The sequence below is a fragment of the Tatumella sp. JGM94 genome (genome assembly GCF_018257595.1).
Classification (GTDB): Bacteria; Pseudomonadota; Gammaproteobacteria; order Enterobacterales; family Enterobacteriaceae; genus Tatumella; species Tatumella punctata.
The window spans coordinates 12793-34252 of the sequence record NZ_JAERJN010000009.1 but is presented as its reverse complement, the minus strand read 5'-3'; the positions used below and the strand labels follow the sequence as shown (position 1 = coordinate 34252).

Sequence of the window (21460 nt, the reverse complement as noted above, 5' to 3'; positions counted from 1 at the left end):
TTATTATGTCTCTAAGCGTAGAAGCTAAAGCAGAGATCGTTGCTAAATTCGGTCGTGGTACCAATGACAGTGGTTCAACTGAAGTTCAGGTTGCTCTGCTGACTGCACAGATTAACCACCTGCAGGGTCACTTTTCTGAGCACAAAAAAGACCACCACAGCCGTCGCGGTCTGCTGCGTATGGTTTCCCAGCGTCGTAAGCTGCTGGATTACCTGAAGCGTAAAGATGTTGCACGTTACTCGAGCCTGATCGAAGCTCTGGGTCTGCGTCGCTAAGTCTGAAGAGTTTTTTCAATGGTCTGTACGTTGCGTTATCAGCCGTGCTGTTCCGGCGAAAAAATTTGAGCGAGTTTCGCGAAAAGGGGCCTGTATGGCCCCTTTTTTCGGGGGACTGGCAGTATTTCTGCTAAAACTCATGTATTGTTACCGTGAGTGATCTTTATTTGCACGATTCGCGCGGCTAATGAGAAACCTTATCCCACCGGCAGTACGGAAAGATTTGTCATTAGTCGCGAGGATGCTGGAAGATCAAAACCCATGATACAGAGAGCCTGAAAAAGGCTATCTGATTAAAAATTAAAGGATCTAAACTTTGCTGAATCCGATTGTACGTAAATTCCAGTATGGCCAGCATACCGTCACTCTGGAAACAGGAATGATGGCCCGTCAGGCGACTGCTGCTGTGATGGCAAGCATTGATGATACCTGTGTATTCGTGACCGTTGTCGGTCAGAAGAAAGCGAAACCAGGCCAGGACTTTTTCCCGTTAACGGTTAACTATCAGGAGCGTACTTACGCTGCCGGCCGTATCCCGGGAAGCTTCTTCCGTCGTGAAGGTCGTCCGAGTGAAGGTGAAACACTGATTGCGCGTCTGATTGACCGTCCGGTGCGTCCGCTGTTCCCTGAAGGTTTTGTCAATGAAGTACAGGTTATTGCAACTGTTGTTTCTGTTAACCCACAGGTTAACCCGGACATCGTGGCAATGATTGGTGCGTCAGCGGCCCTTTCTTTATCTGGTATTCCGTTCAATGGTCCCATCGGTGCAGCCCGTGTTGGTTACATCAATGATCAGTATGTTCTGAACCCGACCACTGAAGAGATGGCTAACACCCGTCTGGATCTGGTGGTGGCCGGTACCGAGAATGCGGTACTGATGGTTGAGTCAGAAGCTGATGTACTGAGCGAAGAACAAATGCTGGGTGCGGTGGTCTTTGGCCATGAGCAACAGCAGGTTGTGATCGAAAATATTAAATCTCTGGTTGCTGAAGCAGGCAAACCACGCTGGGACTGGCAGCCGGAAGCGGCAAATGAAGCTCTGAATTCACGTATTGCTGCACTGGCTGAAGCTCGTCTGAGTGACGCTTACCGCATTACAGAGAAACAGCAACGCTATGAGCAGGTTAACCTGATCAAAAGCGAAACTATTGCTGCACTGAAAGCAGAAGATGAAGCACTGGATGAAGGCGAAATCAGTGACCTGCTGCACGCCATCGAGAAAAACGTTGTCCGTGCACGTATTCTGAACGGCGAACCGCGTATCGATGGACGTGAAAAAGATATGGTTCGTGGTCTGGACGTTCGTACTGGTGTTCTGCCGCGTACCCACGGTTCAGCACTGTTTACCCGTGGTGAAACTCAGGCACTGGTTACGGCAACACTGGGTACCACCCGTGATGCGCAGAACCTGGATGAGCTGATGGGCGAAAGAACCGACAGCTTCCTGTTCCACTACAACTTCCCTCCGTACTCTGTGGGCGAAACCGGTATGGTGGGTTCACCAAAACGCCGTGAAATCGGCCACGGTCGTCTGGCGAAGCGCGGCGTGCTGGCGATGATGCCAAAAGCCGATGTCTTCCCGTACACTGTACGTGTGGTATCAGAAATCACCGAATCTAACGGTTCATCATCTATGGCATCAGTCTGTGGTGCTTCTCTGGCACTGATGGATGCCGGGGTGCCTATCAAAGCCGCAGTAGCGGGTATTGCGATGGGTCTGGTGAAAGACGGCGAACGTTATGTTGTCCTGTCTGATATCCTGGGCGACGAAGATCACCTGGGTGATATGGACTTTAAAGTTGCCGGTAGCCGCGACGGTGTGACTGCACTGCAGATGGACATCAAAATCGAAGGTATTACCCGCGAAATTATGCAGGTTGCATTGAACCAGGCGAAAGGTGCGCGTTTGCATATCCTGGGTACCATGGAACAGGCAATCAGCACCCCGCGTATCGAAATATCTGAATTTGCACCACGTATTCATACTATTCGTATCAATCCGGACAAAATCAAAGATGTTATCGGTAAGGGGGGGGCAGTTATCCGTGCTCTGACCGAAGAGACCGGTACCACTATCGAAATCGAAGATGACGGTACCGTAAAAATTGCGGCTACTGATGGTGACAAAGCGAAAGAAGCTATCCGCCGTATCGAAGAAATCACCGCAGAAATCGAAGTGGGCCGTATTTATAACGGTAAAGTCACCCGTATCGTTGATTTCGGAGCATTCGTTGCCATTGGTGGCGGTAAAGAAGGTCTGGTACATATTTCTCAGATCGCTGAAAAGCGTGTAGAAAAAGTGACAGACTATCTGCAGATGGGCCAGGAAGTTCCGGTTAAAGTACTGGAAGTCGACCGTCAGGGTCGTGTACGCCTGAGCATCAAAGAAGCGGCTGAAAAACCGCAGGCAGAAGAAACCGCAGCGACGAATCCGTCCGACGCCGGTTAAGCGTTCGATGATTTTCCTGCTCTCCGGACACCCGGAGAGCAGGATTTCTGTTATCGCGAGGGCAGGATTCCTTTGCACGGCAGGCGGATGACAGGATATTCATCCTAATGTTTGTATTCGGGAGTGGGATAATGAAGCCTTATTTGCGCTGGGGTTTTGTTGCGACAGCTTTATTGCTGGCAGGATGCAGCAGCTCTAATTGGCGTCAGAACGAAGTTCTTGCCGTGCCTTTGCAGCCAACGTTGCAGCAGGAAGTCATCCTGGCACGTATGGAACAAATTCTTGCCAGTCGTGCTCTCACCGATGATGAACGCGCACAGCTGTTATATGAGCGCGGAGTGTTGTATGATAGTTTAGGTTTGCGGGCACTCGCACGGAACGATTTTTCCCAGGCGTTGTCTATCAGACCAGATATGCCAGAAGTATTTAACTATCTTGGTATATACTTAACGCAGGCAGGTAATTTTGATTCTGCCTATGAAGCGTTTGATTCTGTACTTGAGCTTGATCCAACTTACAATTATGCGCATTTAAACCGTGGTATCGCGCTGTATTACGGCGGTCGATACAAGTTAGCGCAAGATGATCTGCTGGCGTTTTATCAGGACGATCCTAATGATCCTTTTCGTACGCTTTGGCTCTATCTCGACGAACGTGAGATAAATGCAGACAAAGCGAAAGTCGCGCTCAGGCAGCGTTATGACTCGGCGAACAGAGATCAATGGGGATGGAATATTGTCGAATTCTACCTGGGCGATATCAGTGAAAAAACACTGATGGCGCGTTTACAGGCGGATGCTACGGATAACACCTCGCTCGCTGAACATCTCAGTGAAACCAACTTCTATTTAGGTAAGTATTACCTAAGTCTGGGGGAGAAGGATAACGCGGAAGCGTTATTCAAACTGGCGGTTGCCAACAATGTGAATAACTTTGTTGAACACCGATACGCATTGTTGGAACTGGCGGAACTTGGCCAGGCACAAGACGATTTATCAGAATCCGACCAGCAATAGCTGACGACATTTAACGCCCTTTGTTTATGTATCCTGTCATCCTTCGGGGTGAGGGGTGTTTTATTCGTCAAAAACTTCTAATTTGAGCCGGTTCACACTTTTCAATGAAAATAACTGAAAGTTTTCATGACGAGTTATGTAGACTGGCCGCCGTTATCTAAGAGGCACGTGTACTACATGACTGATATTCAAACCACTTTTTCCGATCTGGGCCTTAACGAATCCATTTTGTCTGCACTGAATGACATGGGATACGTTAAACCATCGCCAATCCAGGCTGCCTGTATTCCTCATCTGCTGGAAGGCCGTGATGTTCTGGGTATGGCTCAGACCGGAAGTGGTAAAACAGCGGCATTCTCTTTGCCATTGCTGAACAACATTGATCCTTCTCTGAAAGCACCACAAATTCTGGTGCTGGCACCGACCCGTGAGTTGGCGGTACAGGTAGGTGAAGCTGCTACTGAGTTTTCTAAACATATGCGCGGCGTTAACGTTCTGGCCCTGTACGGTGGTCAGCGTTACGACGTACAGCTGCGCGCCCTGCGTCAGGGACCACAGATTGTTGTCGGTACTCCCGGCCGTCTGCTGGATCACCTGAAACGCGGTACTCTGGACCTGTCTAACCTGCGTGGTCTGGTGCTGGACGAAGCTGATGAAATGCTGCGTATGGGCTTCATCGAAGACGTTGAAACCATTATGGCGCAGATCCCTGAAGGGCATCAGACAGCGCTGTTCTCTGCGACTATGCCGGAAGCAATCCGTCGTATTACCCGTCGCTTTATGAAAGATCCACAGGAAGTGCGCATTCAGTCCAGCATCACTACCCGTCCGGACATCAGCCAGTCTTACTGGACTGCTTACGGCCGTAAGAGCGATGCACTGGTACGTTTCCTGGAAGCAGAAGATTTTGATGCGGCGATTATCTTCGTTCGTACCAAAAATGCCACCCTGGAAGTTGCTGAAACTCTGGAGCGCAGTGGTTACAGCAGTGCAGCACTGAACGGTGACATGAACCAGTCACTGCGTGAACAGACTCTGGAACGCCTGAAAGATGGTCGTCTGGATATTCTGATTGCCACCGACGTTGCCGCACGTGGTCTGGACGTTGAACGTATCAGCCTGGTGGTAAACTACGACATCCCTCTGGATGCAGAATCTTACGTACACCGTATTGGCCGTACTGGCCGTGCGGGTCGTGCGGGTCGTGCTTTACTGTTCGTGGAGAACCGTGAGCGTCGTCTGCTACGCAACATCGAACGCACCATGAAGCTGACGATTCCGGAAGTTGAACTGCCAAATGCAGAACTGCTGAGCAGCCGTCGTCAGGCGAAATTTGCTGAGCGCGTACAGCAGCAACTGGAAAGCAGCGATCTGGATCAGTATCGTGCACTGCTGGAGAAATTATCGCCGCAGGAAGATCTGGATATGGAAACTCTGGCTGCCGCTCTGCTGAAAATGGCCCAGGGTGAACGTCCGTTAATCGTCCCTGCTGATGCACCTCGTCCTGCACGCCGTGAGTTCCGTGACCGTGATGAGCGTGGCAGCCGTGATGATCGTCGTGGTAACCGTGAAGGTGGCCGTGATGGTGATCGTCCGCGTCGTGAGCGTCGCGATGTCGGCGAAATGCAGATGTACCGCATTGAAGTTGGCCGTGATGATGGTGTTGAAGTGCGTCATATCGTTGGTGCTATCGCTAACGAAGGTGATATCAGCAGCCGCTATATCGGTAACATCAAATTGTTTGGTACCCACTCAACAATTGAATTACCAAAAGGTATGCCGGGTGAAGTTCTGCAGCACTTTACGAAAACCCGTATTCTGAACAAGCCGATGAATATGCAACTGATTGGTGATGCACCACAGTCACGTGAGCCACGTCGTGGTGGCCGTGAAGGTGGTCGTGAGGGCGGCGGTCGTCGTTTTTCGGATCGTCGTGAAGGTGGTCGTGAAGGCGGTCGTGGTTTCGGTGGAAACCGTGAAGGTCATCGTGGTCAGCGTCGTGAAGATGGTGCCGCACCGGCTGCCCGTCGTCGCGAATATTAATCGTTAGTCACTACTGCCGGCGGGAACAGCATCGCTGTTTGCGCCGGGTCAGAAAATAAAAAAGCGATGGTGAAAACCATCGCTTTTTTTTATATCTGCTGGCCGGTGGCAGATCAGTGTTTCAGCGATTCTGCCGCGGCCATGGCCAGGGAGAACGAATAAATCCGTGCCTCATTATCAAAAATCTGCCCGTTAATCATCAGTTCATCTGGCTGGTATTGCTGCTGCAAAGATGCCAGTCCCTGGGTGACAGAGGCCTGGTCTCCGACCAGCGACATCCCCAGCGCCCGGTCAACACCATATTTTTCGGCCGGCGACCAGACCGTATCCATATTTTCGACCGGGGCAGGTAACGGCCCGGGCATACCACGACGCAGGTTAATAAACTGCTGTTGTTGTGAAGTAAACAGAAAGCGCGCTCTGGCTTTACTTTCGGCGGCAATCACATTCACACCAATCATCACATAAGGTGCTGCCAGCCGGTCGGAAGGACGGAAATTTTCGCGGTAAAGAGTCACTGCCTGCGACAGCATATCCGGTGCAAAATGAGAAGCGAAGGCGAAAGGTAACCCCATCCGCGCCGCAAGCTGTGCACTGTACAGGCTGGAACCCAGCAGCCATACCGGAACCCGTAGCCCGGTGCCCGGAACCGGCTGAACATCAAAAGCGGTACCTGCCGGAGCATCAAACCAGCGGATCAGCTGTTCAATGTCCTGCGGGAAGTTATCTTCGGCATTGCCACTCATATGACGGCGCAGTGCCATCATGGTCCGCTGGTCAGAGCCCGGTGCACGGCCAATACCCAGATCAATCCTGTCAGGATACAGAGTGGCGAGAGTACCAAATTGTTCCGCAATCACCAGCGGGGCATGGTTAGGCAGCATAACACCGCCTGATCCCAGACGCAGATGGCGGGTATTTGCGGCCAGGTAGCCAATCAGCACCGACGTAGCGGCACTGGCAATCCCGGTCATATTATGGTGCTCAGCCAGCCAGTAACGATGATACCCGGCGGATTCGGCGTATTTTGCCAGTGCCAGTGAATTGCTAAAAGCAGTTCGCGGGTCAGAGTGTTCAGGGACCGGGGAAAGATCCAGTACTGAAAGTTTGAAGGGCTTGAGCTCAGACATAGTCATACCTTTATCATACCGAAATCTCTGACGGATTACCGGCAGAGTGACGCAGAACACGTCACTCTCAATGTATCGGGTTTTGTTTAGGATCACCTAAGCCGATTGTGCCCCTGGCGGGTTATCCAGCGCCATCCCTTCAATATTGCGCCAGTAACCGTTGCAGTGGTCGATTGGTACTAAATCAAAGGGAGCCTCACCGTTCTGGTTGTTACGTAACTGTCGTATCAGCGCCGGTGTCTGTAAATCTGACGGTGATACACGGAAAACATCTACCAGCCCGTGCATCCCTTTCTGTGCATTGCCGAGGTGATAACAGTATCCGCTCATGGTCTGAATTCCGTTCAGTACAAACACCTGCTGCCCTTCCTGTGACAGTACCTTGCGGCCCTGCGGGTAACGGATACAGCAAGTCTCACAATGGTCTTTATCACGATTTTCCGAGCGGGCGGTAAAACAGCGTGCGGATAATGCCAGCGGCAGATATCCGTAACCAAACACTTCCACTTCAAACTGATCGCGAAATCCGGCGTCTTCGCACGCTTTCAGCAACTCTGACAGCCAGTCCCGCGACAGTTCCACCGGCATACACCAGCGTATCATTCCCTGTCTGAGGAGTATTTTCAGGGCCGGTGCGTTGTAGATATTCAGTGCATGTCCGGCAACAAAAGGCAGCCCATGCTCAGCGGCAAGATTGACGGTGCCCATATCGCTGGCCTCGATCATAAACTCACCGTTGCTGATATAGCGTTTTAATTCTTTCAGTTCGGAAGGGGACTGTAGCAGGGATAAGGTACTCAACACCACCTGCTTACCGGCTGTCGCCAGCGGGCGGGCCAGTTCCATCCATTGTCCGAAGGAGGTGGCACGGCGTTTGCTGCATACTGCCTCACCGAGATAAATAATATCTGCGGTACTGCTGGCCGCCTGCTGATAAAACGCATCTAATTTTTCTGTTGGCCAGTACCACAGTACCGGCCCGAGGGCGTATTTCATCGGCTATCCTTATTGCCATTGGCGGTGCAGCGCACCCAGTGTGGTTTGTGTGCCTTCCGCCAGCTCACCAAGTTGTTGCATCCAGCGCGGATCCACCCCGAAGTTACCGTCGGCATTCTGGCAATGATCAATTGCCTGTCGCCAGACTGAAGTTACCTGCCGTACATACGCAGGGCTGCGTTGCCGGCCTTCAATCTTCACTGAAACAATGCCCATCCGCTGCAGTTCCGGCAGCAGTGCCAGGGTATTCAGGCTGGTGGGTTCTTCAAGGACGTGATAGCGCTGCCCGTCGACCAGGTAGCGGCCTTTACACAGGGTCGGGTAACCGGCGTTTTCATCCGGCCGGAAACGGTCAATAAGCACGTTATTCAGCCGCGAATCCATACCCTGGCCTGTGGTCTGCCAGCGGACAAATTTGGCCGGAGAACAGGCTCCCGCCGTATTCGGAGATTCACCGGTCATCCAGGAAGACAGATAACAGCGCCCCTCCGCCATAATGCACAGGCTGCCGAAAGCAAATACTTCCAGCGGCACTGTCGTTTCCCGGGCCAGTTGCCGTACCTGATGTAATGACAGCACCCTTGGCAGCACCACCCGATGGACAGCAAATTCGCGCTGGTAGAAACGTATCGCTTCTGTATTCGTCGCAGAAGCCTGAACCGATAAATGCCGTTCCGTCCGGGGATAACGTGACGAAGCGTACTCCAGCAGTGCCGGATCGGCGAGGATCAGTGCATCAGCACCACTGTTTACTGCAACATCAATCGCCTGTTTCCAGCGGTTAAAACCGGCCGGATGAGCAAAGGTATTGATAGCAACATGCAACTTTCTCTGGTGCTGATGCAGATATTTTGCCGCCTGTTCCAGACGTTCAGGGGTAAAATTCAGCCCGGTGAAATGCCGTGCATTAGTATCATCTTTCAGGCCGACATACACTGCATCTGCCCCCTGTTCCACTGCAGTTTTCAGGGCGGGAAGATTACCTGCCGGACATAACAGTTCCATACGTCTCTCCACAGAATTTACAGGGAAGAAAGTGTAGGGAAATTTATCCGCCAGAAAGTTGATTCAGGGCAGAGTATTACCGGATAGTCACGAAGATCACCGGATCTACAGATAAAATGGCGTTTTTGTTCTGATGTCAGATTAAGGAAGATACCATGCTGCAGCGCTTACATTATCAACTGGTTAACAGGATGCCGGGATTACTGGCCACCCCTCTGGGCAGGGTGCCGTTGTTCTGCAAAAAAATGTGTCTCCGACAGCTGATCAACTGGCAGTACCAGCAATTGATTGCTGACGGTGAAATTGATTTTCTGCAACAACGCAGGCTGGGTATTGATATCAGTGATCTGCGCTGGAAATGGGTGATGACTCTGGAGGCAGGGCGGATTATCGTGACTGATGACTCAGTGGCGGATGTCTGGTTCCGGGCAGGAATTAATGATCTGATTTTACTCGCGGCAGGTCGTAAAGACCCGGATATGTTATTCTTCCAGCGCCGGCTGATTGTGGAAGGTGATACAGAATTGGGGCTTGCGGTAAAAAACCTGATGGATGCTATCGAACCCGAAGCAATGCCGGCGTTATTATATAACGGGTTGCAGCATCTTGCTGCATTTACAGAAGCAGGAATGACACAGGACGCCAGCGTTATTACGGTGCGCGAAGAGAACTCATGCTAATTCGGACTGAGATTGGTATTGATGCACCAGGCATCGACCGTTTATTAAAACACTGTTTTGGCTCAGAGCATGAAGCGAAACGGGTCAGAATGCTGCGCGAACAGGGGCTGCTTACTCTGGGTGTGGTTGCGACAGATGATGAAGGGCAGGTACTGGGTTATGCGGCGTTCAGTCCGGTAACTTCAGGCGGTGAAGATCATGGCTGGGTGGTGTTATATCCGCTGGCAGTGAACAGTGACCAGCCTGCGGGGCTGGATGAAAAACTGGTCTGTGAAGCCCTGGATACCCTGAATGAGTTTGGCTACAGTGCAGTGATCGCCGAAAATCAGACTGCCTGCCTGCCACGGGTCGGTTTTACTGTCGCTGATGGTTTGGAATACCAGTGCCCGGCCGGTCATACGCAACAGGCCCTGCTTATCTATCCGCTGGCAAATGGTCCGACAGAAACGGGCCACGGAACACTGACATTCTCAGCGCCTTTTTACGGATGATCTTTAAACCAGAGTAACAGGTTATCGGGTTGCTGAGCGACCAGTAACAGTTTATCCCTGCGGGATCGTTGCTTAAGCTGATATTCAAGTTTTGACGCCAGCGAACGATCACCGGCAGGGCATTGAAACACTAAACTTAGCGGACCTTTGCCGCGCAAAGCTTTAGCACCGTTACCCTGCTGATGGCGCATAAAGCGCCGTGCAACATCTGTAGTGATGCCCGTATATAAGGCACCTGATGCGGTACGCACCATATAAAGGGACCAGCACTTTTCCATCAGTATCTTTTTCCTGTCCTGATTTTTGCAGGCAGTGTAGCCTGCAGTTTCTCGTGATGCCATTGGGTAATGGCTAAGGTCTGAATATGTCTGATTTAACACATTGTATTAATTACCTTAAAAAACATCATGTACTGACCCTGTGTACCGGCAGCGGTGAAAGCCTGTGGGCTGCGAATTGCTTTTATGTGTTTGATGAACAGGAAATAGCTTTCTGGCTGATGACAGAAGAAAGTACCCGTCATGGTCAGCTGATGTTGAAAAACAACCGGGTGGCAGGCACCGTGACGACCCCGACAGAGTCAGTGATGAAAATTAAAGGCATTCAGTACACCGGTGAAATTTTTCGACCGCAGGGTGAGCGGCTACAGCAGGCAGTCGCCTGTTACCAGCGGCAGTTTCCGGTTGCCAGAGCGATGAAAGCCCCTTTGTGGGAAATCCGTCCTGATCAACTCAAAATGACCGACAATACACTCGGTTTTGGCAAAAAAATCCACTGGTCACGTTCGGCCTGAATGTTATTTGGCGGTACTGACGCAGGGAGGCGGGCAGCCCCTTTGCGATCCTCTGGCGTACAGGATACTGCGCCTGCGCCGCTTCCCCTTCTCCTTCCTTGATCTGTTGCCATGTACAAAAAGTCACAATAAATAAAATCAGGTTATTCATAAAGATAACTTTTATTTATTAATTTCTTTTGCAATCATCTCTGATGTTATCTATTAGTTAATGCCTGATGTGTTCATCGTAAATATATTATCGGTAACTTTACTTTATTTATAAATCATTTTTCCGGAGCTGAAACCAGGCTCTGTGAGCATTTCACCTGCATACAGTCACACAGTCACTTTTTCTCATTGTGTAATATTTTTTATCAATGAGTTGTCCGGTATATCTGTTTTCAGTGGGGGAGTCTATGCAAAACAGTAAAGCTTCAGAACCTCAGTCCTGGTCGCCGACGGCGCACCATATTGTCCGGCGTAATGAGAAAGGAATGTTACCTAATCTGACCTCGCTGAACGGCATTCGCTTTATCGCGGCGATCAGTGTGTTTCTGTTTCACTCGACCCTGGGTCCGATTCTGGCACCGTTTTCTGATCCTCAGGTCAGTCACTGGTATTACGTGATCTTCAGTAAAAGCGGCTGGGTCAGTGTATCTATGTTCTTTATCCTGAGCGGTTTTGTGATGGGATGGTCGTCCCGCCCGGTCGATCACCCGCTGCGCTTTTATAAACGTCGCTTTGCAAAGATCTACCCGGTAAATGTGGTGGTTATGGTGATTGTGGTCGCGACCGGGGTGATCAGTTTCCGGCGGCCGGATATCTGGTTACCTAACTTATTTCTGGTTCAGAGCTGGATCCCGCGGGCAGAGAATTATATTGGCGGGAATACACCCAGCTGGTTTTTATGCGCTATCATTTTGTTTTATATTATTTTTCCGTTTGTTTTCCGTTGGGTGAAAGCCCTCCCCGCAGATAAACTGTGGACCACCATCTTTATCTGCTATCTCGGCATGATCATCAGTCAGGTCATTATTTTCTATGCGACCCGTCATGAAACACCGCTGCCCGGCTGGCCTTTTAAAGTCGGTGAAATCGAGTGGTGGCTGTCTTACACTTTCCCGCTGACCAGGGTATTTGAATTCGTTATCGGGCTGGTACTTTCCCGTATTATTCTCGAAGGTTACTTTATCCGCATCAGTACTGTTACCAGTACTCTGCTGGTGGCCGCCAGCTACATTATTGATGTGAATTTACCTTTTCAGTTCAGTTATAACCTGATTACGTTATATCCGCTGGTTTTCCTGCTGGGATCTCTGACGGTCGGTGATATCCGGGGAAAAAAATCATTCCTGAATTTACCGGTAATGCAGTGGCTGGGTAATATTTCTTTCGGCTTCTATATGATCCATTTCACTATCTTAATCCTGCTGAAACGCTGGGCAGGGGGCGAGAAATTTAATCTCCCTGACGGGATTTTGATACTGGTATTCGCGGCAGTCGTCAGTGTGCTCCTGGGCTGGATCCTGTATAAATTTGTGGAAATTCCCTGCGGAAATTACCTGAATTCCAGGTCCGGATCTAAAAAACAGACTGCCAATGCGCAGCAGGCCCGCGAGTGACAGCAATGCTGTTCTGAGTCCTGATGATGCAGTCTTGTCGGGTCAGGGCTCAGCGCAGATACCAGATACGCTGATTTCTGCTGCCGCGCCATTTCAGGGTCAGATCTTTCTGGCTATCGATAAATTTACCGTCGATCAGTACATTAATACGAGCCACTATTTTGCGCTGTTCATTGGTGAGCCACTGAAAGCGGTAACCGCTCCACAGCCAGATATCTTTGCCGGGACACTCAGCATTTATCCGGCTGACCAGCCGTAATATTGTGCTGATATTGGCCGGATACAGTGGATCTCCGCCAGACAATGATAGTCCCTGGCGGGGAATGCGGCTGTCGTTAAGGTCGGTGATAATCTGATCTTCCAGGTCCGGAGTGAACGTATACCCTGAGTCCGGCCGCCAGGTTGACTGGTTGTAGCATCCCCGGCAGTGATGTTCACAACCGGAGACAAACAACGTACAGCGGGTACCCGGACCGTTTACCACGTCCAGAGGATAATAGCGGTGGTAATTCATATACCGGGCCTTATATACCGTTCGGCATATGTTTTACGCGACGCGTTACTTCTTCCTGCTTACCGGCGTTGAAAGGTCTGGCATCGGGGCTGCCAAGATAGCCGCATACCCGCCTGGTGACTGACACCCGGGCCGGATCATGATTTCCGCACTGCGGACAGGTAAATCCCTTACTGGTACAACTGAATTCACCTTTAAAGCCACAGTTATAACATTCATCAATGGGCGTATTGGTGCCATAGTAAGGAATACGTGAATAGCTGTAATCCCAGACATCTTCGAGAGCTTTCAGATTATGTTGCAGATTCGGGTACTCGCCGTAGCAAATAAAACCGCCATTAGCGATTTGCGGATAAGGCGCTTCAAAATCAATCTTATCGTAGGGGTTAGCGGCTTTTTCGACATCCAGGTGGAAGCTGTTGGTGTAATAGCCTTTATCGGTTACTCCGGCGACAAGCCCGAACTCTGCAGCATCCAGCCGGCAGAAACGGTCACACAGGTTTTCACTGGGAGTACTGTACAGACTGAACCCATAGCCAGTTTCGGTTTTCCACTGATCTGTTGCCTGCCGCAGCCGGGTGACAATCGCCAGCGCTTTTTCCTGCAATTCCGCCGAATCAAACAGGTGCTGCCGGTTACCTGTCAGGGCATTGATGGTTTCATGCAGGCCGATATATCCCAGAGACACGGATGCCCGGCCGTTACGGAAAATTTTGCCGACTTTTTCATCGGCCTGCAAACGTACCCCGCAGGCACCTTCCATATAGAGTATGGGGGCAACCCTGGCACAGGTATTTTCCAGACGGCTGATTCGGCTCATCAGTGCCTGTTTCGCCGTATCCAGCCGCTGTTCCAGCAATGACCAGAAACGGGTTTCATCACCGCCGGCTTGCAGGGCTATACGGGGTAAATTCAGGCTGACCACCCCGATATTATTACGTCCTTCATGGATCTGCCGGCCATCTTCTTCATATACGCCGAGGAAACTGCGACAGCCCATCGGGGTTTTAAACGACCCGGTCACTTTTACGACCTGATCATAATTCAGAATATCCGGATACATCCGCTGGCTGGCACATTCCAGTGCCAGTTGCTTGATATCATAATTAATGTCTTCGGGACGGCGGTTTACTCCCTCGCGGATAGCAAACACCAGCTTCGGAAATACGGCCGTTTTACGGTTTTTTCCCAGTCCGGCAAGGCGGTTTTTCAGGACAGAGATCTGAATCAGCCGTGAAGCACGTGACGTTCCCAGCCCGAAGCCAAAGGTGACAAAAGGGGTCTGGCCATTAGCGGTATGCAGGGTATTTACCTCATACTCCAGCGACTGAAAAGCATCGAAACACTCTTTACGGGTACGTGCATCCGCATAGCCTTCCACATCCTTAATCTGCCATTCACGGGCAATCTCCCGATGGCGTTGCAGGCTGGCATCAACGAACGGGGCCAGTACTTCATCAATACGGTTAATCGTTGTACCGCCATAAATATGGCTGGCGACCTGCGCGATAATCTGGGCGGTGACTGCGGTTGCGGTGGCTATAGATTTTGGCGGAGTAATTTCAGCGTTACCCATTTTAAACCCGTGGGTCAGCATGCCCTGTAAATCAATCAGCATACAGTTAAACATCGGAAAGAAAGGGGCATAATCGAGATCGTGGTAATGGATCTCGCCGCGATCATGCGCCTGCATCACCGCCGGCGGTAAAATATGCTGTCGTGCGTAATGTTTAGCCACAATCCCTGCCAGTAAGTCGCGCTGTGTAGGGATCACTTTACTGTCTTTGTTGGCGTTCTCATTCAGCAGAGCGGCATTGGTTTGTTCCACCAACCCCTGAATTTCCTGGTGTAAACGGCTGTGCTGTTCGCGTATTTTGTCGCGATCATGGCGATATTCAATATAACAACGGGCGACTTCCGGAAAACGGCCTGCCATTAATTTGTTTTCGACCGTCTGTTGTATCAGGCTGATATCCAGTACAGGCTGTCGCTGTAATTCGGTACAGATAACGGTGGTCATGGCTTCACAATAATTTTTATCTGTGACCCCCGCAGCTTCAGCTGCCGCAGTAATGGCATGCATAATGCGCTGGCGGCAGAAAGCGACCTTGCAGCCATCCCGTTTAATCACCAGATGATCCATGATTATTTCCTGTATATTGTGTTTTGGTGATTTTAAAACACAATATGTAGTGCATTAAGCGAAATAGTTGCAGAGAGTTTGATTAAAAACAAAGAAGCGGAGAGGAGGCTATCGTGGAAAAATGACACGGGCAGTATCTGAAACGATACTGTTCCCGGAATGTTCCGGGAACAGACAGACTGATTAGCGGCGTACAGCGATTGCTTCAATCTCAATTTTTACGTCTTTCGGCAGCCGGGCGACTTCAACGCAGGAGCGAGCAGGGAAACCGGCGTTATTTTCAGTAAAAAAAGCTTCGTAAGTCGCATTGACCGTGGCAAAGTCATTCAGGTCTTTCACAAAAACCGTTGTTTTTACAATATCACCGACACTCAGGCCGGCCTGCTCAATGATTGCCTGCACATTTGCCAGTGACTGACGGGTCTGCGCTGCAACATCATCTGCAACTTCACCGGTTTTCGGGTCCACAGGGATCTGGCCGGAAGTGATAACCATATTCCCGAGATCGACAGCCTGTACATAAGGGCCGATAGCGGCAGGTGCTTTTTCGGTACTGATGACGCGAGACATAAATTCCCCTTAATGATAATTCAGAAGGCGGTGGCGCCTTCTGCCAGATGTTTTCCCATTATAGAAGCGCCGGTGTTGATTACCAGTGTCCTATAACAACATGATGTGCAAATTCTTTTTCACAGTATTTGCATTTCAGTGAGATATCTCCGGCACGCTGGCGTACCGTAAATACCGAGTGAACCGGCTCATTATGGCTGATGCAATTACTGTTGGGGCAGGTCAGCACCCGTTCAATTCGTTCCGGCATTGCCGGGATACTCTTAGCCACCACATCATAGTTATCAATCCGGTTAACGGTGGCATGGGGGGCATAAATTGCCAGCTGATTAATCTGATCATCTGTAAGAAAGGTATTCTCAATTTTGATCAAATCCTTACGCTGCATTTCACCGGAAGGCAGATTCAGCCCGATAGTAATGCGCTGGTCTGTTTCGGTCAGCCGGAATAGCGACAGCAGACGGAAGCCGACACGGGCCGGAATATGGTCGATAACCGTACCGCATTTAATCGCTTCTACCTGTAATTTAGTATCCTGAGTCATGATTATCTCTCCCCGTTATGCCGTCAGTTGTTCGTTTAATACCAGCGCCAGTAATGCCTGGCGGGCATAAATCCCGTTTCCGGCCTGACGGAAATACCAGGCGTGGGGGGTACTGTCGACATCCGTATCAATTTCATCGACCCGTGGCAGGGGGTGTAATACTTTCATGCTATCACGGGCACCGGCTAAATCGGCGGCCCTTAACACGAACTGTGCTTTGACGTTGGCGTATTCTGACGGGTCGAGGCGCTCTTTCTGTACCCGTGTCATATATAAAATATCTGTCTGCGGCATCACCTCTTCAATAGAGGTATGGCGCGACCAGACAATCCCTTTTTCATCCAGTAAATCGGTGATATAAGCGGGCATTGCCAGCGCATCCGGTGCGATAAAAAAGAAACGGTTATTGCTGAATTTAGCCAGTGCCTGGGTCAGTGAATGCACGGTCCGGCCATATTTTAAATCACCGACCATCGCGATATTCAGGTTATCCAGCCGTTGCTGGGTCTCACTGATGGTAAACAGGTCCAGCAGCGTCTGGGTCGGGTGCTGATTGGCACCATCACCGGCATTCAGGATCGGTATATCACCGGAGAATTCTGTTGCCAGCCGTGCCGCGCCTTCCTGCGGATGTCGCATCACGATGGCATCGACATAGGTACTGATCACTGAAATCGTATCTGCCAGGGTCTCGCCTTTTTTCCCCAGCGAGGTATTACCACTGTCAGAAAAGCCAACCACTGAGGCTCCCAGCCGGTGGATGGCAGTTTCAAACGATAACCGGGTACGGGTGGAGGCTTCGAAGAAACAACTGGCGATCACTTTATGCTGCAGCAGTTCCGGCTGCGGTGAGGCTTTCAGCCGGGCGGCAGTGTCTAATACTAACTCCAGCTCTTCACGGCTGAGGTCATTGATAGAGATAATATGCTTTCGATAGAGAGGGTTAGCCATTATTGATGTCCTCGGCACGAGCAGATGGCGGGCAAAAAAAAGCCCCTGAAACAGGGGCTTTAACAGAATAGGTAGTAATGCCGGAGAAAAAAGGGCTATCGCCCGCAGCAAAGCGGATACGGGTATCAGAGTGTGTCATCATCTGTGCCATGCTTTCTCCCGGAAAATTTTCGCGCATTATACCGGCCCTGAAATTTCTGACAAGCATTGTCCGCCGGGAAAAAGGGATACCCGGAACAGGTATTATCCGGCATTCAGCAGATGGCGCACCTGTTGGTACAGAGAGCTTATCTGCCGGCTGTGTCTGGGAGCAATCCAGACATTATCGCTGCCGGCAACGACGCCTATCGTCTGGGTCAGTTGCTGGCAGTCAAGAATGCGGGCGATGGCCCGTCCATAACCGGCAGCGGTATGTACCAGAATAAACTCATTATTATGAACGACATCGACGACCATTTCAGCAATCGGACGGCTGGCCTGAGGTAACGGCTGCGCCAGCGGGCTGAGGGTATAAATCCGTTGCCCGCGGCTATTACGGATTTTGATCACCCCGAGGTTTTTAAGTAACCGTGAAATGGTTGACTGGCTGATCATCGGATAGCCATAGCGCTGGAGATCCTTGCGCAGAGCTTCCTGAGAAATATAGCTGTTTTGCAGGATCAGCCGCTGGCAGAGTGCCAGCTGTTGCAGTTCTCTGCTGGTGGCTGGCGAGGTAATAGGCATAAATGACATCTCCGTTGTCGGACCTGACAGAAACTGCCCGGATACCTTACATCCTCGTATCAGGCAGTCCGCTGGTCATCATAGTAGCGCAGAGACACTCAGCATAACTATGTTCATAATCACAAGAATAGCCAGTAGCGGAGCCACCCATTTCAGGTAACGGATATAAGGGATTCTGGCAATCGCCAGACCGCCCATTACCACACCGGAGGTTGGAGTAATCAGATTCACCAGCCCGGAAGCCGACTGGTACACTGTGACGACCAGATCCCGTCCGATACCGGCAAAGTCGGCCAGTGGTGCCAGTACCGGCATACTGAGAACCGCCAGTCCGGAAGAAGAAGGGATCAGGAATGACAGCACGATCTCAATCAGCCAGGTCACATTAATAAACACTACCGGCGGTAACCCCGTGACCAATTGCTCAGCCATATTGAGCAGTGTATGGGTGATCATTCCGTTATCCATCACCACTACGATCCCGCGGGCAATACCGATGATCAATGCCACACCGAGCAGATCCCGCGCACCGTCGATAAATGCCGTGGTAAAGTCCTCCTCACTTATCCGGGCTATCAGTCCGGTGATAATGGCTGCGCCCAGGAACATGGCGGAAATTTCGCCCATCCACCAGCCTTTCACTGCCACACCATAAATCATCATCACAAAGGCCGCAGCAAACAGCAGCAGGATAATTTTACGTACCGGGGTAAAGGCTAAAGGTTCATCCCCTTGCTGAGCCAGAAAGTAACGACGGTTCTCTTCCGCTTTATCGGCCAGTACGGATAAATCAGGGTGATTACGGATACGGATAGCATAGCGGCGGACCCACCAGACGCAGGTCAGCCAGCCACTGATCAGGATAATGATCCGCAACAGCATACCGTCGGTAAACGGAATCCCGGCGGCATTGGCCGCAATCACCGTGGAAAACGGATTAATCGTCGATCCGAGGGTACCGATACCGGCCCCCAGTAATACGGTGGCGGCAGCAACCATAGGATCAAAGCGGGCAGCGATCATCACCGGCACCAGCAGTGAATAAAACGGCAGTGACTCTTCTGCCATCCCGTAAATGGTGCCACCAAGGGCAAATACGCCCATCAGTATCGGGATCATCCACTCTTCTTTACCTTTCAGTTTTAAGGTAACCCGCTGGATCCCCGCATCAATGGCACCGGTTCTGTTGGTCACACCGAGGAACCCGCCGATAATCAGAATAAACAGCGCCACATCAATCGCCCCGGCATTACCCGTACGGTGATCCCACAGGCCATCGATGGGAGCCAGTAAAATATCGCTGATCCCCTGAGGATTAGGATCGACGGCCTGCCAGGTACCTGCCACCGGCACGGTTTTACCCAGGGTGTCATTCATTACCATCTGATACTGCCCGGCGGGGATCAGCCAGCTCAGTGCGGCGACCAGAATAATCAGCATAAACAGAATGGTATAGGCGGAGGGGAATTTAAAGGTCTTCATTGTTATTTCTCCCTGACAGGTACGCCGCCAGGCGTACCTGTGGTCGGTTAGTCTGCCAGGGTTGCGACCATGACTGCCTTGATGGTGTGCATCCTGTTTTCTGCTTCATCAAACACAATCGAACAGGATGACTCAAACACCTCATCAGTGACTTCCAGGCCCTTCAGGCCATAAGTCTCTTCGATTTCACGGCCTACAGAGGTGTGCTCATTATGGAAAGCGGGCAGGCAATGCATAAATTTCACACCGGGATTCCCGGTTGCCGCGATCACTTGCTGGTTTACCTGATAAGGCTGCATCAGGCTGACGCGCTCTGCCCAGGCCGCTTTGGCTTCTCCCATTGACACCCAGACATCGGTATACAGAAAATCCACCCCCCGCACCCCGTCACTGACCGATTCGGTCAGGAGAATCCGGGCACCGCTGTCCGCCGCAATAGCCTGACATTGTTGTACCAGGGTCTCTTGCGGCCAGAAATCACGCGGTGCTACCAGCCGGATATCCATACCGATAATGGCAGCGGCGACCATCAGTGAATTACCCATGTTGTTGCGGGCATCCCCCAGGTAAGCAATGCTCAGGGATGAGAGCGCTCTGTCTGGTGCATGCTCCTGCATAGTCATTAAATCAGCCAGAATCTGGGTCGGATGAAACTCATCAGTCAGTCCGTTCCAGACCGGTACACCGGCGAATTCCGCCAGCTGTTCGACAATTGGCTGACCAAAGCCACGGTATTGAATGCCGTCGTACATCCGGCCCAGTACCCGGGCGGTATCTTTCATTGATTCTTTATGGCCAATCTGTGAACCCGATGGCCCGAGATACGTAACCCTTGCCCCCTGATCGAAAGCCGCGACTTCGAAAGCACAGCGGGTGCGGGTGGAACTCTTCTCGAAGATCAGCGCAATATTCTTACCGGTTAACCGGGGATGCTCTTCGCCGCGCTGTTTATCCTGTTTCAACTGACGGGAGAGTGTCAGCAGGTAATCAATTTCTTCCGCTGTGTAATCCAGCAGTTTCAGAAAATGGCGGTGTTTCAGGTTAACTGACATATAAAATCCTTATCTGAATTATCCTTTTCCGGCTCCCGAAGAAGCCGGTGTTGAGTAACAGCACCGGCTGGCTGGCCGTTATCCGGCAACAATCAGTGTGCCTTTTTTCCCGGAAAGAATGCTGCAGCCGTCCTGCAGAGCACCAATCCCGGCAATTCCGTGGCACTGCCTGACAAACCGGCAGCAGGCCGACACTTTTGGTCCCATCGATCCGGCATCAAACCGCAGTTCTTCCAGTGAACTGGCGGTTGTCTGAGCAATGGCTTCCTGTGACGGGGTATTCCAGTTCAGGTACACGGCATCTGCATCGGTGAGGATCAGTAACGCATCCGCATTCAGCTGGCGCGCCAACAGGGCGGCAGACTGATCTTTATCAATCACGGCCTCCACTCCCTGTAACCCGTTTTCACCTTCTGTGACCGGAATTCCGCCCCCGCCGTTACAGATCACCAGATGATCATCGGCCAGCAATGTGATGATCGCCGCGCTCTCGACAATACTGACCGGCAGAGGTGAGGGCACCACCCGGCGAAAACCGTATCCGTCGGCTTTTATCTGCCACGGGTTGTCTGCCGGTAATGCAGCCAGCTGATCGGCTGAATACAGCGGACCGATAAACTTACAGGGATCCTGAAATGCCGGATCCAGCGTATCGACCTTCACCTGTGTCAGCAGGGTGGTAATATGGGTATCCGGCAGACAGTTTTTCAGGGCCTGCTGCAGCATATAGCCAATCATTCCCTGGGTTTCGGCCCCCAGCACATCCAGCGGGTAGGGGGTGACGGAGGTATAAGCAGCATTCTGTAGTGCCAGCAGCCCGACCTGAGGCCCGTTACCATGCACCAGTACCACCCGCCATTGTGCGGTCAGTCCGGCAATCACGCTGGCGGCAATCAGGATATTTTTTTGCTGAATACCGGCTTCCAGAGGGTCGCCGCGTTTCAGCAGCGCATTGCCTCCCAGAGCAACGACCAGTATCGGTTTTTTGTCCATATTATT

At 51.2% G+C, this 21460-nt stretch carries 22 protein-coding genes; 8 read left to right on the top strand and 14 right to left on the bottom strand.

All coding sequences use genetic code 11. The features are described 5' to 3' along the window. Window positions 1-5: 5 nt before the first annotated feature. The 4 genes from rpsO (at window position 6) to JK216_RS08225 (ending at window position 5783) form a co-directional block, all read left to right on the top strand. The gene (gene rpsO / locus JK216_RS08245; RefSeq protein ID WP_212707655.1) at window positions 6-275 is read left to right on the top strand and encodes a 30S ribosomal protein S15; all 270 of its coding nucleotides are present in this window, start codon (window positions 6-8) and stop codon (window positions 273-275) included. A 316-nt stretch (window positions 276-591) separates the two neighbouring features. Next, window positions 592-2724 carry a polyribonucleotide nucleotidyltransferase gene (gene pnp / locus JK216_RS08240; protein ID WP_212707656.1) on the top strand — a complete coding sequence of 711 codons (2133 nt, stop codon included), beginning with the start codon at window positions 592-594 and terminating at the stop codon, window positions 2722-2724. A gap of 131 nt (window positions 2725-2855) precedes the next feature. After that, entirely contained in the window at window positions 2856-3740 is an 885-nt protein-coding gene (gene nlpI, locus JK216_RS08235; protein ID WP_212707657.1) for a lipoprotein NlpI, read from the top strand. Between the two features lie 177 nt (window positions 3741-3917). Next, window positions 3918-5783, top strand: coding sequence for a DEAD/DEAH family ATP-dependent RNA helicase (locus tag JK216_RS08225; RefSeq protein ID WP_212707658.1), 1866 nt, complete (start codon window positions 3918-3920; stop codon window positions 5781-5783). 113 nt (window positions 5784-5896) lie between these two features. Here JK216_RS08225 and JK216_RS08220 read toward each other — a convergent pair whose 3' ends face one another. From JK216_RS08220 to JK216_RS08210, 3 genes are all read right to left on the bottom strand, one after another. Beyond that, a complete protein-coding gene (locus JK216_RS08220; RefSeq protein WP_212707659.1) occupies window positions 5897-6913 on the bottom strand; it encodes a luciferase-like monooxygenase in 1017 nt (338 codons plus the stop codon). A gap of 96 nt (window positions 6914-7009) precedes the next feature. Further along, window positions 7010-7909, bottom strand: a complete 900-nt coding sequence (locus tag JK216_RS08215; RefSeq protein WP_212707660.1) for a U32 family peptidase — start codon at window positions 7907-7909, stop codon at window positions 7010-7012. A gap of 9 nt (window positions 7910-7918) precedes the next feature. Then, complete coding sequence (locus tag JK216_RS08210) at window positions 7919-8914, bottom strand: peptidase U32 family protein (protein ID WP_212711531.1); 996 nt, start codon at window positions 8912-8914, stop codon at window positions 7919-7921. A gap of 155 nt (window positions 8915-9069) precedes the next feature. On the opposite strand from JK216_RS08210, the gene JK216_RS08205 reads away from it, so the two are divergent. Both JK216_RS08205 and JK216_RS08200 read left to right on the top strand, forming a co-directional pair. Next, complete coding sequence (locus JK216_RS08205) at window positions 9070-9594, top strand: SCP2 sterol-binding domain-containing protein (protein WP_212707662.1); 525 nt, start codon at window positions 9070-9072, stop codon at window positions 9592-9594. Continuing rightward, window positions 9588-10085 carry an N-acetyltransferase gene (locus JK216_RS08200; protein ID WP_212707663.1) on the top strand — a complete coding sequence of 166 codons (498 nt, stop codon included), beginning with the start codon at window positions 9588-9590 and terminating at the stop codon, window positions 10083-10085. The genes JK216_RS08205 and JK216_RS08200 overlap by 7 nt, the downstream gene beginning before the upstream one ends. Here JK216_RS08200 and JK216_RS08195 read toward each other — a convergent pair. Beyond that, complete coding sequence (locus JK216_RS08195; RefSeq protein ID WP_212707664.1) at window positions 10076-10363, bottom strand: GIY-YIG nuclease family protein; 288 nt, start codon at window positions 10361-10363, stop codon at window positions 10076-10078. The two genes, JK216_RS08200 and JK216_RS08195, sit on opposite strands and share 10 nt — an antisense overlap. Before the next feature lie 86 nt (window positions 10364-10449). Here JK216_RS08195 and JK216_RS08190 point away from each other — a divergent pair, with 86 nt between their 5' ends. Together JK216_RS08190 and JK216_RS08185 are read left to right on the top strand one after the other, a co-directional pair. Then, complete coding sequence (locus tag JK216_RS08190; protein ID WP_212707665.1) at window positions 10450-10878, top strand: YhbP family protein; 429 nt, start codon at window positions 10450-10452, stop codon at window positions 10876-10878. 398 nt (window positions 10879-11276) lie between these two features. Then, window positions 11277-12482, top strand: coding sequence for an acyltransferase (locus JK216_RS08185; protein WP_212707666.1), 1206 nt, complete (start codon window positions 11277-11279; stop codon window positions 12480-12482). A gap of 49 nt (window positions 12483-12531) precedes the next feature. Here JK216_RS08185 and nrdG read toward each other — a convergent pair whose 3' ends face one another. The 10 genes from nrdG to arcC all read right to left on the bottom strand — a co-directional run bounded on the left by nrdG (window position 12532) and on the right by arcC (window position 21454). Next, on the bottom strand, window positions 12532-12996 hold the full coding sequence (gene nrdG / locus JK216_RS08180; protein ID WP_212711532.1) for an anaerobic ribonucleoside-triphosphate reductase-activating protein: 465 nt from the start codon (window positions 12994-12996) through the stop codon (window positions 12532-12534). Window positions 12997-13006: 10 nt separating this feature from the next. Further along, window positions 13007-15139 (bottom strand): anaerobic ribonucleoside-triphosphate reductase, encoded by a 2133-nt coding sequence (gene nrdD, locus JK216_RS08175; protein WP_212710555.1) that lies wholly within the window; start codon window positions 15137-15139, stop codon window positions 13007-13009. Between the two features lie 183 nt (window positions 15140-15322). Then, a complete protein-coding gene (gene ridA / locus JK216_RS08170) occupies window positions 15323-15709 on the bottom strand; it encodes a RidA family protein (protein ID WP_212707669.1) in 387 nt (128 codons plus the stop codon). A 79-nt stretch (window positions 15710-15788) separates the two neighbouring features. Beyond that, window positions 15789-16253 (bottom strand): aspartate carbamoyltransferase regulatory subunit, encoded by a 465-nt coding sequence (pyrI, locus tag JK216_RS08165; protein WP_212711533.1) that lies wholly within the window; start codon window positions 16251-16253, stop codon window positions 15789-15791. A gap of 15 nt (window positions 16254-16268) precedes the next feature. Continuing rightward, on the bottom strand, window positions 16269-17204 hold the full coding sequence (gene pyrB / locus JK216_RS08160) for an aspartate carbamoyltransferase (protein WP_212707671.1): 936 nt from the start codon (window positions 17202-17204) through the stop codon (window positions 16269-16271). Continuing rightward, window positions 17197-17382, bottom strand: coding sequence for a hypothetical protein (locus JK216_RS08155; RefSeq protein ID WP_212707672.1), 186 nt, complete (start codon window positions 17380-17382; stop codon window positions 17197-17199). Before JK216_RS08155 ends, pyrB begins: the two co-directional genes overlap by 8 nt. A 65-nt stretch (window positions 17383-17447) precedes the next feature. Then, on the bottom strand, window positions 17448-17927 hold the full coding sequence (locus JK216_RS08150) for an ArgR family transcriptional regulator (protein ID WP_212707673.1): 480 nt from the start codon (window positions 17925-17927) through the stop codon (window positions 17448-17450). Window positions 17928-18005: 78 nt separating this feature from the next. After that, a complete protein-coding gene (locus tag JK216_RS08145) occupies window positions 18006-19409 on the bottom strand; it encodes a YfcC family protein (protein WP_212711534.1) in 1404 nt (467 codons plus the stop codon). Window positions 19410-19456: 47 nt separating this feature from the next. Further along, window positions 19457-20461 carry an ornithine carbamoyltransferase gene (gene argF / locus JK216_RS08140; RefSeq protein WP_212711535.1) on the bottom strand — a complete coding sequence of 335 codons (1005 nt, stop codon included), beginning with the start codon at window positions 20459-20461 and terminating at the stop codon, window positions 19457-19459. A gap of 78 nt (window positions 20462-20539) precedes the next feature. Further along, the gene (arcC, locus tag JK216_RS08135) at window positions 20540-21454 is read right to left on the bottom strand and encodes a carbamate kinase (protein ID WP_212711540.1); all 915 of its coding nucleotides are present in this window, start codon (window positions 21452-21454) and stop codon (window positions 20540-20542) included. Window positions 21455-21460 lie beyond the last annotated feature (6 nt).